Below are 15,107 nucleotides of genomic sequence, written 5' to 3' on the forward strand. Positions count from 1 at the left end.
ATGTTAACATTTTTCTGTTCTGTTTAGCGCACTCCTATAAACCGACAATTGACCTAAAATGTCATGAATAATTTCTGAAAAGAAAGGAATAGTGAATAGGAAAACTCTAAATACCACTTACAAAGCAGACATCTTTATAGCTGCTATGGCAGCTTCGGTGCCTTTATTGCCATGAATTCCACCACTTCGTGCCCTGGCCTGCTCCATATTATCATCCGTAAGTACACAAAAAATAACCGGGGTGTCATATTTAACATTGAGATCTTTAATTCCCTGGGTTGCCGCGCTGCACACAAAATGAAAATGTTCTGTTTCTCCTTTGATTACACTACCTATGGCGATAACGGCATCGGGCTTTTGCCCTTCTACCATTTTCTTACAGCCATATACCAGTTCAAAACTTCCTGGAACGTTCCATCTTATAATATTGCTTTCTTCAGCCCCGCAATCTAATAATGCAGCTTTTGCCCCTTTAAAGAGCCCTTCGGTAATCTCAGGATTCCATTCAGAAACAACAATCCCAAACCGAAGGTCCTTCGCGTTTGGGATTATTGTTTTGTCATATGCTGACAAATCTTTGTTTTCAGTAGCCATAATTAAGACCCGCTTTTCGCCATGCCTATAAAGGCGTCTATTGTAGCGGCCTCTTTTGAAGTAGAAAAATCGTCCTTAACGCTTTCAAAGTACTGAAGTGCTTTATCTTTTTGATTTAGCTCCAGGGCAGTTACTCCGGCTTTATAGAGAAATCTGGGGGTAGTATAATCGTTTTCGTTATGAGCGATGGCTTTTTCATAATAAGAAAGTGCATCCTCCGCCTGTCCCAACTGCATAAATGCGTCACCAATACCTCCAAGGGCCAATGGTCCCAGCATGGCATCATCAGATGAAAAACTCTCTAAATACCGAATAGCTTCATCGTATTGCTGCATGTGTAAATATGACATCCCTGCATAATAATTTCCAAGGTTGGCCGCTGGGGTACCCTTGTACTCATCAATAATATCAAGAAATCCGTATTTACCTTCGGCCCCATTTAATGCCAAATTGTAAAGAGAATCTTTCTCGGTTACATTGTTGAGCGCCTGATCAAAGTATTGCTGTGGGTAAAACAGTTCGTTAGCAGCACTGGCCGACTTTGGCGCTAGAATAAACTGGTTGTAAGCCAGATATCCCAAAACGCCTACGGCAATAACACCGATGATTCCTAAAATATAATTTTGATTACGTGCTACCCATTGTTCGGATCTGGAAGCGCTTTCATCCAAGGTGCTAAAAACCTCTGCCGTTGTACTGCTCTGCTCACTTTGCGCTCTTTGTTCGGCTTTATTTTTAGGTTTGAAACCCCTCTTTTTATATGTTGCCATTTTTATTTTTATTGGTGGCGCAAAAATAAAGTTTTTAAACAAAACCCAGCGGTATTTATTCGTTATTTTTCGATAATTTGCACAGCCTTTAGCCATTATAAAATTCTCTCCTCTATGTTTTTAAAGAAATTGTCCCTTATTAACTACAAGAATTTTGAGTCGGGAGAATTCGATTTTGACAACAAAATCAACTGTTTTGTAGGTGATAATGGCGTAGGAAAGACCAATATCCTGGATGCAATTTACCACCTTGCTTTCGGAAAAAGTTACTTTAACCCCCTGGCTTCACAAAATATAAAACACGGGGAAGAATTTTTTGTAATAGACGGGCATTTCGAAAAAGAAGAACGAACAGAGAAAATAGTTTGCAGTTTAAAACGCGGAACAAAAAAGACCATAAAACGCAATGGTAAAATCTACGACAAACTTTCTGAACATATAGGACTCCTTCCCCTGGTGATTATCTCACCTTCGGATAGGGACCTTATAATTGAAGGAAGTGATACCAGACGTAAATTTGTGGACGGGGTAATAAGTCAGTCAGATCCCGAATATCTGCAAACTCTGATTAAATATAACAAGGTGCTTTCTCAAAGAAATTCACTCCTTAAATTTTTTGCAGCCAACCATACCTACGATGAAACCACAATTGCTGTCTATAATGAACAATTGGTGACTTTTGGGAATCATATACATGAGAAGCGCAAGGCCTTTATAGAACTATTTATTCCCTTATTTAAAGAACAATATATTAGCATATCGGGCGGAGAGGAAGTAGTAAACCTGGAATATCACAGCCAGTTGTCTAAAGGGGATTTCCTTCAATTACTAACCAATTCTATTGATAAAGACAGGGCTTTACAGTATACCAGTACAGGTATCCACAAAGACGACCTCATTTTCGAAATAGAGGGGCATCCTATTAAAAAGTTTGGCAGCCAGGGGCAACAAAAATCCTTTCTTATTGCTCTTAAATTTGCACAATTCTATCTAATTAGGGAAAAGGCTAAAACCACTCCTATCTTATTGTTAGATGATATTTTTGACAAATTGGATGAAAACAGGGTATCGCATATTATCAAGTTGGTAGATGATGAAAATTTTGGACAGATATTCATTAGTGATACCCACGCAGAACGTACAGAGAATATAGTGCGGTCTATTCATCAATCCTATAAAATTTTTAAGCTGTAGTATGAAGAGAATGATCTTGCTATCCGTATTGTTTTTATTCACGGCCTGCGCTGATAAAATAAACAGCTCAGAGTTACATCATTTAAATGGATATTGGGAGATTCAAAAAGTAGTTTTCCCAAAGGGAGATACCAAGGAATACAACCTAAATACCACAATAGATTATATTACATTTGAAGATAATAAAGGATACAGGAAAAAAGTACAGCCCCGCTTAGATGGCACTTTTATTACCTCAGACGATGCGGCTTCTTTCAGACTCATAGGTACCAAAGGCAGTTTTAAACTTCAATATCACAACGAATTTAGCGAATGGGAAGAACAGATTATTGAATTATCTGCTGAAAAATTAACTGTTGTTAATCAGGAAAATATTCGGTATTATTATAAGAGGCACCAAACAATAACCGCTGAAAAATGATAAAAAGAAACAGAAATAATTTATCACTAAAAGAAGTGCTTAATGAGTTCATTTCAACAAACCGATTACAAGGCGGAATAGACAAGGTAGACGTAAAGGAAGCCTGGGTAAAATTAATGGGAAAGGGCGTAAATAACTACACCACTGCTGTTGAACTAAGAAATGAGACTTTATATGTGTCGCTCTCTTCTTCTGTTTTACGTGAAGAACTTAGTCATGGTCGCTCTAAGATTATTACCATGCTAAATGAAGAACTGGGAAAAGATTTGGTAAAACAACTAGTACTGAGATAAAAAAAGTTGTCTGAACATAGCCCAGACAACCCCTTCATAAAATAGTTGCTGTGAATTAGTAAACTTCTCTTCCGGCAAAGTGAAATGCGCCTTCAATAGCGGCATTTTCATCACTATCGGAACCATGTACCGCATTTTCTCCAATATCCTTGGCATATAATTTTCTGATAGTACCTTCCGCGGCATCTGCAGGGTTGGTTGCCCCTATCAGCGCCCTGAAATCTTCAACTGCATTCTCCTTTTCTAAAATTGCTGAAACTATAGGTCCCCTGGTCATAAATGCCACAAGCTCTCCAAAAAATGGGCGCTCTTTGTGAATAGCATAAAATTCCTGAGCGTCTCTTCTGCTCATTTGGGTATATTTCATAGCTATGATCTTAAATCCCGCCGAAGTTATTTTATCTAGAATAGCTCCTATATGCCCATTTTCAACGGCATCGGGTTTAATCATTGTAAATGTTCTGTTACCTGTCATTTCTTAAAAATTTTGGGCAAAAATACACTTTATTAAAGCAACCCACAACAATAAACTAACTTGTAGTAAAAACCAGGTATTTTGTAAAATAATGAATTGCTCAAAATTTCATCTCACCTACCATCCAAATTAAAATAAACCTCAGTATTTTTGATGTAAACTTGCTAATACCTTCCCATTATCGCCTATAATTTCTAACACAGCTTCCCCGGATAACAGGTTTAATTTAATTAGCCCAAAACTCTCTTCGGCTACAACTTCCCCAACCCGGTAGGGATTGTCCTCTCCGGAAAAACTGGTATAAGCATGGGTTAAGCCGCTGCTGGTAAAATCTATTAGGGGGTAATTCATACCCTCTAAGGTTGTTTTTGAAAATTCCGATATATGCCTGTCCCCGGAAAGGATCATTACCCCTCTTGCGCCTGAACTGCCAATAATGCTTTTTAATTTCTCAACTTCATGCGGAAAATTGGCCCAGGATTCAAAACCATGGCTATCCGAAAGAAATTGGATACTACTGACAATCAGATTAAAATTAGCGCTGCTGGATCTAAGTTGTTCCTCCAGCCATTTCCATTGCTCTAATCCCAGCAGGGTGCCCTCTCCATAAACATTTGGAAGGTATCTTTTATCAGAAACAGTATCCTTTACTAATGAAGTCCTGAAATAGCGGGTATCCAGCACAATTACTTTTATACTGTTTGCTCCCAGACTATAATTATGAGTAGCATAAACGCCTTCCCTGCTTCTCCTTGGGTGATCTGAAGGGACATCCATGAAATCTAAAAATGCCTGTTGACTTTGCTCCTTAATTGAAAACTCTCTGCCTCCATCGTTTAAACCATAATCATGGTCGTCCCAGGTGCCGATAACCGGGGTCTTTTTTCTAAGTTTATTATAACCCTTTACCTTTTTAAGCGCCTTATACTTTGCTTCAATTTTAGAAATATCTTTAGTATCTGCGTATATAATATCGCCTCCCCATATCCATAGATCTGGTTGAGGCTCCGCTATGTCATCCCAAAGTAAATTATCTATTGCTAATTTATTACAGGAACCAAAAGCGATGGTAAAATGAGATTCGGATGCTCTTGAAGCAACATCAGGCATTGTACTTTTACAGGAAACCACCGAGAGCAAAAGGAAAAGAATGAAAACTTTTTTGTTCATTTTAAATAGCTTAAATCATCTGTAAAAATAGCTTTTTGTGATTAAAGTCTATATTATATTATTGTATCTTTGCGCGCATGAATTCAGAGGATGTAAAGGCAGTTAAAAGACTTTTATCTGAACCACAGAAAATTGTTATCGTACCGCACAAAAATCCGGACGGGGATGCCATTGGATCTACCCTTGGCCTCTGCCATTATTTAAACAAACTAGGACACGATGCTACCGTAGTGAGCCCTAACGACTTTCCACAATTCCTGAAATGGATGCCAGGCAGTGAATTGATAGTTAATTTTGAGAAAGACAATTCTTTGGCCCTCAAATTAATTACTGGGGCAACAATAATATGTACCCTGGATTTTAATCACCTAAGCAGAATTGGTCAAATGCAACAAAGTCTGGAAGCATCCCGGGCAGATTTTATAATGATAGACCATCACCAGGCACCGGCAGATTATGCCCTAATAACCTACTCTGATGTTAGTATGAGTTCTACCTGTGAGATGGTGTACAATTTTATTGAAGCCCTGGGAGGAAGGGGCAGTATCACCCCCGAAATAGCCAATTGTCTGTATGCCGGGATAATGACAGATACCGGTTCTTTTAAATTCTCTTCCACCACATCCAGAACCCATCGGGTAATTGCGGCGCTCATAGACCAAGGTGCAGATAATACACAAGTACATCACAATATCTATGACAGCAATAGTTCGGACAGAGTTCGGCTATTGGGCTGTGCTCTGGGAAATATGGTGCTGCTAAAAGAATATAACACGGCTTACATTACTTTAAGTCAGGAAGAGTTGGATGCCCATAATTATAAAAAAGGAGATACAGAAGGTTTTGTGAATTACGGGCTTACCGTAGAAGGGATTAAATTCGCCGTCATTTTTATAGAAAACAAGGAGGAAGGTATTATCAAAATCTCTTTCCGTTCTTTTGGTGAGTTCTCGGTGAACGACTTTGCAAGGGCGCACTACTCCGGCGGCGGTCATATCAATGCCGCAGGTGGAAGAAGTGAAAGTTCTCTGGAGGCAACTACAGAAAAATTTAAAGAGCTACTAAAACAATATAAAGATCAGCTGACCTCATGAAAAAAAATTGGCTACTGCTGTTTTGTATAGGAATTATTGCCTGTCAGGGTCCTGAACCCAGAAGACCGGTAAAGGTAAAGACAGGTAGTTTTATGAAAGAATCTGCTGAACGAAGCAGGCAACTCCTTGCACAGGAAGAAGGAATAATACAAGGTATTATTAAAAATGATTCTTTAAACCAATATCTGAATTCTACCTCAGGATCATGGTATTATTACAATGTTAAAGTCCCAACCTCCTCGCCCACTCCAAAACCCGACGATCTGGTTACCATGGCCTACAATGTCTTAAGTTTTGAAAATGATACCATTTACAGTGCGGAAGAAATTGGAATAAAAAAATACAAAGTAGATAAACAAGAGTTGTTTCCAGGTCTTAGGAATGCCGTTAAACTACTAAAAGAAGGAGAAACAGCTACATTTTTATTTCCTTCAGCAAGAGCTTATGGATATCATGGCGACAATAAGAAAATAGGTACAAACGTTCCTATTAAATCAACAATTTCAATTTTTAAAATAGAGCAGGAACAAGATAGTATTCAAAATTAGAAAAAGATGAAAAAAACATATGTGATAATGCTGGCCATAATAACCCTTGCGGTCAGTTGCAAATCCAGCAAATACACGGATTTGGATGATGGGATTTTTGCGGATATACAGACTACCAATGGTGATATTCTTGTAAAACTAGAACATCTAAAAACTCCGGTAACAGTGGCCAACTTTGTTTCTCTGGCTGAAGGCACCAATCCGTTTGTCAGCGAAAAATACAAAGAACGCCCCTATTATGACGGAATCATTTTTCACAGGGTAATGAAAGATTTTATGATTCAGGGAGGTGACCCGGACGGTATAGGAACCGGAAATCCGGGGTATAGGTTTAAAGACGAATTCCACGATTCTTTGAGTCATTCTAGAAAAGGTATTCTTTCCATGGCCAACAGCGGGCCCAAAACCAATGGGAGTCAGTTCTTTATTACTCATAAGGCCACTCCATGGCTCGATGGTGTACATACCGTCTTTGGGGAAGTTGTTGTGGGTATAGAAGTTGTGGACTCTATTGCCAATGTAGCGGTTTATACCGAGCCCAACAGAAAAGATAAGCCTGTAACAGAAGTAAAGATGAATAAGGTAGAAATTATCCGCAATGGAAAAGAAGCCAGGAAATTTGACGCAGTTCAGGTAATGACAGACTATTTTGCGGAGGAGAAGGCACAGGAAGAAGCTTTTGGCAAAATGAAATCCGATTTTGCGGCAGAAATCAGCCAGCAAAAAGAAAAAGCAGAAACGCTGCCTTCCGGACTTAAAATACTTACCATCACTGAGGGTACAGGGGAAAAACCTGCACTTGGACAGAAAGCACTAGTAAATTATGCAGGGTATCTTGCCGATGGTACACTGTTCGATAGTAATTATGAAGATGTGGCCATTAAATACAATATGTTCGATCCTAAAAGAAAACAAGGCGGAGGCTATGATCCTATCCCAATGGTATTTAGCAACGAAGCCCGTCTGATCGCCGGATTCAAAGAAGGACTACTTAGTATGAAGGTGGGTGATAAAATCAGGGTATTTATCCCTCCACATCTGGGATATGGAGCCCAGGGTTATGGACCTATCCCGGCAAATTCAGATCTTGTCTTTGATTTGGAAATTGTAGGTATAGGCGGTTAAATACTTCATCATTTAAGATGTACCCCCGGCATAAATATAATTTTATGCCGGGGGTTTTTATTTTCTATTATCGGGGCTTTACTATATTTATACAAAACCTGGAAAGCGATGATAAAAACAATGGCAGTAAAAATTGGAATAATTATTTTGTTCGCCGGGTTTGGATCGCTTTCTCTGACGGCGCAAGAGCAAGACCGTCCCAACATCTTATTTATATTATCTGATGACCATACCTCTCAGGCCTGGGGTATTTATGATGGGGTTTTAAAAGACTACGTGGTGAATACCAATATTAAAAGACTGGCCAACGAAGGAGCCGTTCTCGAAAATAGTTTCTGTACCAATTCTATCTGCAGCCCCAGCAGAGGAAGTATCCTTACCGGACAGTATAGCCATAAGAATAAGGTATACACCCTTAACGAAGCCCTTCCTGAAAATCATCCGAATATTGCGCGGGAACTATCGAAAAGCGGATATCAAACTGCAGTTATTGGCAAATGGCATTTGGTAAAACCCCCGCAAGGTTTTGATTATTTCAATGTGCTTCCCGGACAAGGAAGATACTGGGATCCTGTTCTTAAGACCAAAGAAAACTGGAAAGACGGTCATGACAGTAGCGAGGGAAAAGTTTATAAAGGTTTTTCTACCGATGTCATTGCAGATCTGACAATAGAACATCTGAAAAAAAGAGATCGCTCTAAACCTTTTATGATGATGTGCAACTTTAAGGCTACTCATGAACCTTTTGATTATCCGGATCGTTTTAAACCTTTGTATAAGGATGAAGACATCCCGGAACCGAGGTCTTTGTTAGACTTTAATAAGGCAACCACAGGCAGAACTTTTAAAGGACAAAAATTAGAAATACTAGGGGAGCGCTGGGAACAAGCCACTAAAAACCCTGAAAAATTCTGGACGTCTTATCCTGGTCTACCCTACCCCCTTTCTGAGCAAGACAGCATTTTGAAAAGGAAACAGATTTACCAAAAATTGGTCAAAGACTTTATGAGAAGCGGGGCCGCTATAGATGATAATATCGGGAAGTTGTTAGATTATCTGGAATCAGAGGGTATTGCAGATAATACTGTAGTAATTTATGCCGCAGATCAGGGATATTTCCTTGGGGAGCATGGCTTTTTCGACAAACGACTTATTTATGAAGAATCGCTTAGAATGCCATTTGTTATACGGTATCCTAAAGAAATAAAAGGAGGAAGCCGTATTGACGACATTATCCTCAATATAGATTTTGCGGCCCTACTGGCAGATTATGCAGGATTGGAAAAACCAGCCTTTATACAGGGTGAGAGTTTCAGGGAAAACCTTAAAGGGAATACACCTGAAAATTGGAGAGAGGAAATGTACTACCGCTATTGGCTGCACCATCCAAAAAGACCGGCCCATTTCGGCATACGCACACGCCATCACAAACTTGCCCTTTTCTACGGACAGGATTTGCAAATGAAAGGCACATCCAAAGTAAGTACTGCTCCGGCCTGGGAGTTTTATGATCTCGATAAAGACCCTTTTGAATTACACAATGCCGTGGAGGAAGCTTCCTATGGAGAAACCATCCGCAAAATGAAAGTAAAACTTAAAGCGCTGCGCAAAACCTACGAGGATCTGGATGCTGATTATCCTGAAATGCAGACCATACTAAATACAGAGTTGAAATAGTATTATCAGGAGAATTAATTTAATGTTACAAAGAAATATTTAAGGGGTATTGGCAAGTACAGCGTTTAGAAACTTCCAGAACTTTTGCACAGAGCTTATGTTTACACGTTCATCTGGAGAATGCGCCCCTCTTATTGTGGGTCCGAAACTAACCATTTCAGTTTCCGGATAATTCTGCCCGAGAATACCGCATTCCAGACCAGCATGACAAGCCATCACATCAGGTTTTTCAGAAAATAAACTCTCGTAATTGGTTTGGACTATTTTTAATATTTCAGAATCTGGCTTGGGTTCCCAGCCGGGATAATCACCAGAAAATGAAACCTTGTAACCGGCTAATTCAAATGCAGAACGCAAAGAATGCGCCATATCCATTTTAGCTGAATCTACAGAAGAACGGGTTAGACACCCAATTTTAATTTCTCCATTGCTTACGGCTACTCTTGCAACGTTGTTAGAGGTTTCTACAAGATCGGGAATGGCCGCGCTCATTGCATATACGCCGTTCTGCGCAGCATAAATGCTTTGTAACAGCCTTCTTACATCATTATTTTCAATCACTTCTTCCGGTCTTGCTGCATCTCTGAGTTCAATATTTAAGTCGGGTTCGGTATGCTCAAGTTCACTTTTTATGGTATGTATCTGCTTTTGCAATGCAGCCTTGTAACGCTCTATTTCAGCATCGCCGATCATTATTTTTGCCATACTTTCTCTTGGAATGGCATTTCGTAAACCCCCTCCGTCAATTTCAGCAACTTCGGCATTAAAGGTAAAAACAGCGCTATAAAGCAATCTGTTCATTATTTTATTGGCATTACCCAGACCTTTATGGATATCCATACCACTATGGCCTCCTTGCAGGCCATTCACCAGCAGGCTAAAAGCAGCATACCCTTTAGACAGCGCTACTTTCTTATAAGTTCCTAAGGCGGTGACGTCTATTCCACCGGCACAGCCAATGGCTATTTCATTATCTTCTTCGGTATCCAGGTTAAGCAAATATTTACCTTCAAGTATCCCTCCCTGCAGCCCCATTGCCCCGGTCATACCTGTTTCCTCATCTATCGTAAAAAGTGCCTCTAATGGGGGATGAGATATATCTTCACTTTCTAATAATGCCATTATTGCCGCTACCCCTAAACCATTATCAGCACCAAGAGTAGTTCCTCTTGCCTTTACCCAATCACCATCTACATACATTTTAATACCTTCAGTGTCAAAATCAAATTGGGTATCGGCGTTTTTCTGATGCACCATATCCAAATGAGATTGAAGAATTATGGTTTCTCTATTGGCCATATCCGTTGTTCCGGGCTTTTTGATTATGACATTACCTACTTCATCTTTGATGGTTTCTAAACCGAGTGATGTGCCAAAATTCATCATAAAATCAATAACCCGTTCTTCTTTTTTTGATGGCCTTGGTACGGCATTCAGATCGGCAAACTTGTTCCAAACTGCACTGGGCTCCAATTGTCTTACTTCCTGATTCATAATTTTAATTCTATCCTCAAAAATACGTTATGAAAAACAACCCTGCGAATATTTGGCTAATTTTGATACGATGAAAAATAAACTCAAAAATGGGATTGCCCTTTCATTGGTCCCTCAAATTGTTCTGGTTAAATGGTTGGGTAGTTACCCCGAAATTATTGAGGCCTACTACAGCCAGGGGGTATACCCCTTTGTATCGGGATTTTTCAGATTTCTGTTTGGATGGGTGTCTTTTTCTATAGGAGACATCATCTATATCTGCCTTGGTCTGCTTGCCATCAAATATGTGGTAACAAAAAGGAAATACATCCTTAGCAAACCGCTAATTTTCTTTAGAAATATCTTTGTGGTTCTCGCTGTTGCCTATTTTACCTTTCATCTAATGTGGGGGTTTAACTATTACCGCCAGCCCATTTCCAAAACACTATCGCTAACCGAATTAAAAGAACAGACGGCCCTAATTGAATTTACCGAAAAGCTGATTATTGCTACAAATACCCAACAGGTTGCAATAAACAATGACAGCACAAAAAGCGTTCAAATTCCCTATTCCAAAAAAGAAATATTCCAAAAAACCCTGGAGGGCTATTCAGATTTAAAAAAGGAGTACCCGGAATTAGACTATTTAAAACCCAGCCTTAAAACTTCTTTATTCAGTACCCTCCTAACCTATATGGGCTATGGAGGTTACCTCAATCCCTTTACCAATGAAGCTCAGGTAAATGGTAAAATCCCAAAGATCAGGCTTCCGGTAGTAGCCGGACATGAAATAGGACATCAGTTAGGTTATTCCGCTGAAAACGAAACCAACTTTGTTGGATATCTGGTTACATTAAATAATAAGGATCCTTACTTTCGCTATTCCGCCTTATCCTATGGCCTGAGTTATTGCCTGAGTGATATAAAAAGAAAAGATGCTGCCCAATTTAAAGCCTTATATGCTAAAGTTAACAGGGGAGTAAAGAACAACTACAAGGAAATTACAGAATTCTGGATGGGTTACGAAAACCCGCTAGAGCCGGTCTTTAAGTCGGCCTTCAGCACCTTTCTAAAAGCCAACAGTCAAAAGAAGGGCATAGACAGCTACAATCTGGTTGTTTCTTTATTGGTAGCCTATCATAATGAGCGTCCGCTACAGGATGAACCCTGATCAGCAACCGTTTAACCAATAGGGTTTTAAAATAGTTGCATTAGAGGGAGCTAAATGGAGTAAAAGTTAAAAAACATATTTCCGCTAAATATTCTCGTGACTTCCGTTATTTTTAGAACGACTAATTCACTAATTCGATTAAATATGAGATTAAAACTATTGCTACTAGCCATTTTGTGGTGTGGCACTATCGCATATGCGCAGGATTATTTTCCAGACAATGATGGTGTAAAAGCAAAGAACAACAACTTCACTGCCCTGACCAACGCCAGGATTCATATTTCCCCAACCCAAATAGTAGATAATGGTACTTTATTGATCCAAAACGGCAAGGTGGTTCAGGTAGGTAAATCTGTAAATATTCCAGCGAATGCCGTCCGAATTAATTTGAGTGGGAAATCTATTTACCCCTCATTTATCGATATCTTTTCTGATTTTGGAGTAGAGAAACCCAAAAGGCCGCCCTATAGTGGCAGGTCTGCTCAGTACAATTCAACACGGGAAGGATTCTATTGGAACGACCATATTATGCCAGAGAACAATGCTATTTCAAAATTTAAATACGACGATAAAAAGGCCAAAGAGCTCAGGGCTGCCGGCTTTGGTGTGGTGAACACGCATTTACAGGATGGCATTGCCAGGGGTACCGGGGCACTGATAGCGCTTAATGCCGAAGGTGGTGATGCCAATCGGGTTATGGACGACCAATCTGCCCAATACTTTTCATTTAATAAAAGTGTTGCTAAGAGACAATCGTACCCTTCTTCTTTAATGGGCGCAATGGCACTATTGCGGCAAATGTATCATGACGCCTCCTGGTACTCAAAGGGAAATGTGGCTACCAAAGACAGATCTCTGGAAGCCATAAATAAGAATTCCGGATTAGTGCAAATTTTCTCGGCCAAAGACAAAGGAAATGTACTGCGGGCAGACAGAATTGGCGATGCTTTCGGAATTCAATATGCCATTCTTGCCGGGGGAGATGAATATGAAGATATCGCTGCAATCAAGAATACCAACGCACCTTTAATTGTACCTCTGAATTTCCCGGAAGCTTATGACGTGTCTGTTCCCTACCAGGCAGAATATGTTGCACTTAAAGACATGCGACATTGGAACCAGGCACCTGCAAATCCAAAGGTACTTGTCGATAATGGGATAAACTTTGCATTAACCCTCCATGATCTGAAATCACCAGCTAACTTTAAGACACAATTAACTAAGGCCATAAAGCATGGGCTATCTAAGGAAAAGGCACTTGAGGCACTTACCACTACCCCGGCACAAATTTTAGGTAAGTCGAATAGTATAGGAGCACTAAAGGCAGGGTACCATGCCAATTTTCTGATTACCTCTGGAGATATCTTTGAAGAAGGCACTACGCTTTATGAGAATTGGGTTCAAGGGAAGAAAAATATTATCTATAATAAAGATTTGGTAGACATAAGGGGAGAATATGATCTTACCATTGCCACTAATACCTTTAAAATTTCAATATCAGGCGATGCTCATAAACCAAAGGCAACGGTTAAGCGTGAGGCCGATACATTGAGTTCCAAATTTTCATTTAACGACAATTGGTTAACACTTTCATTTACTCCGGATAAAGGCAAGATAGCATACAGAACTACAGCAATAGTAGACGAAGCTCATAAGAATCTAACTGGCAAACTGGTATTACCTGATGGCAGGGAATCCGAATTTACTGCTATTAAAACCAAAGAATATACCCAGGAAGAGAAAAAAGAGAATGAGGAAACAAGCCCCGAAATTGTTGCTGTAACCTATCCAAACGTAGGCTATGGTTATAAGACGGCACCCCAGGCAGAAAACCTGCTTTTTAAAAACGCAACAGTCTGGACCAGTGAAGAAGCCGGGATACTCAACGAAACAGATGTGCTTGTTAAAGATGGTAAAATATCCAGAATAGGCAAAAATCTCAGAGCAGGGAATGCTACAGTCATCGATGCCACAGGTAAACACCTGACAGCAGGCATTATAGATGAGCACAGCCATATTGCCGGTTTGTCTATAAACGAATCAGGGCATAACTCATCTGCCGAGGTAAAAATGACCGATGTAGTGGATCCCGAGGATATCGATATATATAGGAATTTGGGCGGTGGAGTCACCACTATACAATTACTGCACGGCTCTGCCAACCCCATTGGCGGGCGTTCGGCTATCCTGAAACTTAAATGGGGCAAAAGTGCGGATGAGATGATTTACGACAATATGCCGAAATACATAAAATTTGCCCTGGGTGAAAATGTAAAACAAAGTAATTGGCAAAGTTTTGCCCGGTTTCCGCAGACCAGAATGGGTGTGGAACAGGTGTTTATGAATTATTTTCAAAGGGCAAGAGAATATGACAAGAAAAAGAAAAGCGGAGCAGCTTACCGCTATGACGAAGAAATGGAAACCCTGGCAGAAATCCTCAATGGGGAAAGATTTATCAGTTGTCATTCCTATGTGCAAAGTGAAATTAATATGTTGATGAAAGTGGCCGAAAAATTCAATTTCAGAGTAAATACCTTCACCCACATTCTTGAAGGGTATAAGGTAGCCGATAAAATGGCTGAACACGGGGTTGGAGGTTCTACTTTCAGTGATTGGTGGGCCTATAAGTTTGAAGTAAATGACGCCATACCCTATAATGCTGCAATCATGCAAAGCCAGGGGGTCACAGTAGCCATTAATAGTGATGACGCGGAAATGTCGAGAAGATTAAATCAGGAAGCCGCCAAAACAATAAAGTATGGGGGAATGACAGAATTAGAAGCCTGGAAAATGGTAACTATTAATCCGGCCAAATTACTTCACCTAGACCATAGGGTAGGCAGTATTAAAGAGGGTAAAGACGCAGATCTTGTGCTATGGTCTGGCCATCCGATGTCTGTTTATTCCAAGGCCGAAAAAACCATCATTGAAGGAGCCACTTATTTTGATCTTGAGAAAGACAAACAGCAAAGAGCAGCTATTAAAAAAGAAAGGAACCAGCTTATTGGGATGATGCTAAAAGAAAAAGAAAAGGGAAACAAAACCCAAAGTCCAAAACAGAATAAAAAACAAAGATTTGAGTGTGATACCCTTTAAACAATA

At 39.9% G+C, this 15,107-nt stretch carries 14 protein-coding genes; 9 read left to right on the forward strand and 5 right to left on the reverse strand.

Features of this window, described 5'->3' with window-relative positions; genetic code table 11:
- Positions 1–117: 117 nt before the first annotated feature.
- A complete protein-coding gene (gene ribH / locus J1G40_RS06205) occupies positions 118–594 on the reverse strand; it encodes a 6,7-dimethyl-8-ribityllumazine synthase (RefSeq protein WP_265241743.1) in 477 nt (158 codons plus the stop codon).
- A 2-nt stretch (positions 595–596) separates the two neighbouring features.
- Positions 597–1,364, reverse strand: coding sequence for a tetratricopeptide repeat protein (locus J1G40_RS06210; protein ID WP_265241744.1), 768 nt, complete (start codon positions 1,362–1,364; stop codon positions 597–599).
- Positions 1,365–1,478: 114 nt separating this feature from the next.
- Between J1G40_RS06210 and recF the strand changes: the two genes are divergently transcribed.
- Genes recF through J1G40_RS06225 form a run of 3 tightly spaced genes read left to right on the forward strand, consistent with a single transcriptional unit; the run spans position 1,479 to position 3,272 of the window.
- A complete protein-coding gene (gene recF / locus J1G40_RS06215; RefSeq protein WP_265241745.1) occupies positions 1,479–2,558 on the forward strand; it encodes a DNA replication/repair protein RecF in 1,080 nt (359 codons plus the stop codon).
- Position 2,559: 1 nt separating this feature from the next.
- On the forward strand, positions 2,560–2,979 hold the full coding sequence (locus J1G40_RS06220; protein WP_265241746.1) for a lipocalin family protein: 420 nt from the start codon (positions 2,560–2,562) through the stop codon (positions 2,977–2,979).
- Positions 2,976–3,272, forward strand: coding sequence for a DUF721 domain-containing protein (locus tag J1G40_RS06225; protein WP_265241747.1), 297 nt, complete (start codon positions 2,976–2,978; stop codon positions 3,270–3,272). Before J1G40_RS06220 ends, J1G40_RS06225 begins: the two co-directional genes overlap by 4 nt.
- Positions 3,273–3,327: 55 nt before the next feature.
- On the opposite strand, the gene J1G40_RS06230 is transcribed toward J1G40_RS06225, so the two are convergent.
- The gene (locus J1G40_RS06230; RefSeq protein WP_265241748.1) at positions 3,328–3,747 is read right to left on the reverse strand and encodes a nucleoside-diphosphate kinase; all 420 of its coding nucleotides are present in this window, start codon (positions 3,745–3,747) and stop codon (positions 3,328–3,330) included.
- Between the two features lie 141 nt (positions 3,748–3,888).
- Positions 3,889–4,917 (reverse strand): alkaline phosphatase D family protein, encoded by a 1,029-nt coding sequence (locus tag J1G40_RS06235; RefSeq protein ID WP_265241749.1) that lies wholly within the window; start codon positions 4,915–4,917, stop codon positions 3,889–3,891.
- Between the two features lie 77 nt (positions 4,918–4,994).
- Between J1G40_RS06235 and J1G40_RS06240 the strand changes: the two genes are divergently transcribed.
- The 4 genes from J1G40_RS06240 to J1G40_RS06255 all read left to right on the forward strand — a co-directional run bounded on the left by J1G40_RS06240 (position 4,995) and on the right by J1G40_RS06255 (position 9,361).
- On the forward strand, positions 4,995–6,011 hold the full coding sequence (locus tag J1G40_RS06240; RefSeq protein WP_265241750.1) for a DHH family phosphoesterase: 1,017 nt from the start codon (positions 4,995–4,997) through the stop codon (positions 6,009–6,011).
- Complete coding sequence (gene gldI / locus J1G40_RS06245; RefSeq protein ID WP_265241751.1) at positions 6,008–6,559, forward strand: gliding motility-associated peptidyl-prolyl isomerase GldI; 552 nt, start codon at positions 6,008–6,010, stop codon at positions 6,557–6,559. Before J1G40_RS06240 ends, gldI begins: the two co-directional genes overlap by 4 nt.
- Before the next feature lie 6 nt (positions 6,560–6,565).
- Positions 6,566–7,684: a peptidylprolyl isomerase gene (locus J1G40_RS06250; protein ID WP_265241752.1), complete on the forward strand. Its 1,119-nt coding sequence runs from the start codon at positions 6,566–6,568 to the stop codon at positions 7,682–7,684.
- Between the two features lie 108 nt (positions 7,685–7,792).
- Positions 7,793–9,361, forward strand: coding sequence for a sulfatase (locus J1G40_RS06255; protein ID WP_265241753.1), 1,569 nt, complete (start codon positions 7,793–7,795; stop codon positions 9,359–9,361).
- 39 nt (positions 9,362–9,400) lie between these two features.
- On the opposite strand, the gene J1G40_RS06260 is transcribed toward J1G40_RS06255, so the two are convergent.
- Positions 9,401–10,855 carry an aminoacyl-histidine dipeptidase gene (locus J1G40_RS06260; protein WP_265241754.1) on the reverse strand — a complete coding sequence of 485 codons (1,455 nt, stop codon included), beginning with the start codon at positions 10,853–10,855 and terminating at the stop codon, positions 9,401–9,403.
- A 70-nt stretch (positions 10,856–10,925) separates the two neighbouring features.
- Between J1G40_RS06260 and J1G40_RS06265 the strand changes: the two genes are divergently transcribed.
- Complete coding sequence (locus J1G40_RS06265; protein ID WP_265241755.1) at positions 10,926–12,005, forward strand: DUF3810 domain-containing protein; 1,080 nt, start codon at positions 10,926–10,928, stop codon at positions 12,003–12,005.
- Positions 12,006–12,149: 144 nt separating this feature from the next.
- A complete protein-coding gene (locus tag J1G40_RS06270) occupies positions 12,150–15,101 on the forward strand; it encodes an amidohydrolase family protein (protein WP_265241756.1) in 2,952 nt (983 codons plus the stop codon).
- Positions 15,102–15,107: the final 6 nt, after the last annotated feature.

Source organism: Muriicola sp. Z0-33 (assembly GCF_026126425.1).
In the GTDB taxonomy this organism is placed as follows: Bacteria; Bacteroidota; Bacteroidia; order Flavobacteriales; family Flavobacteriaceae; genus JAFMPW01.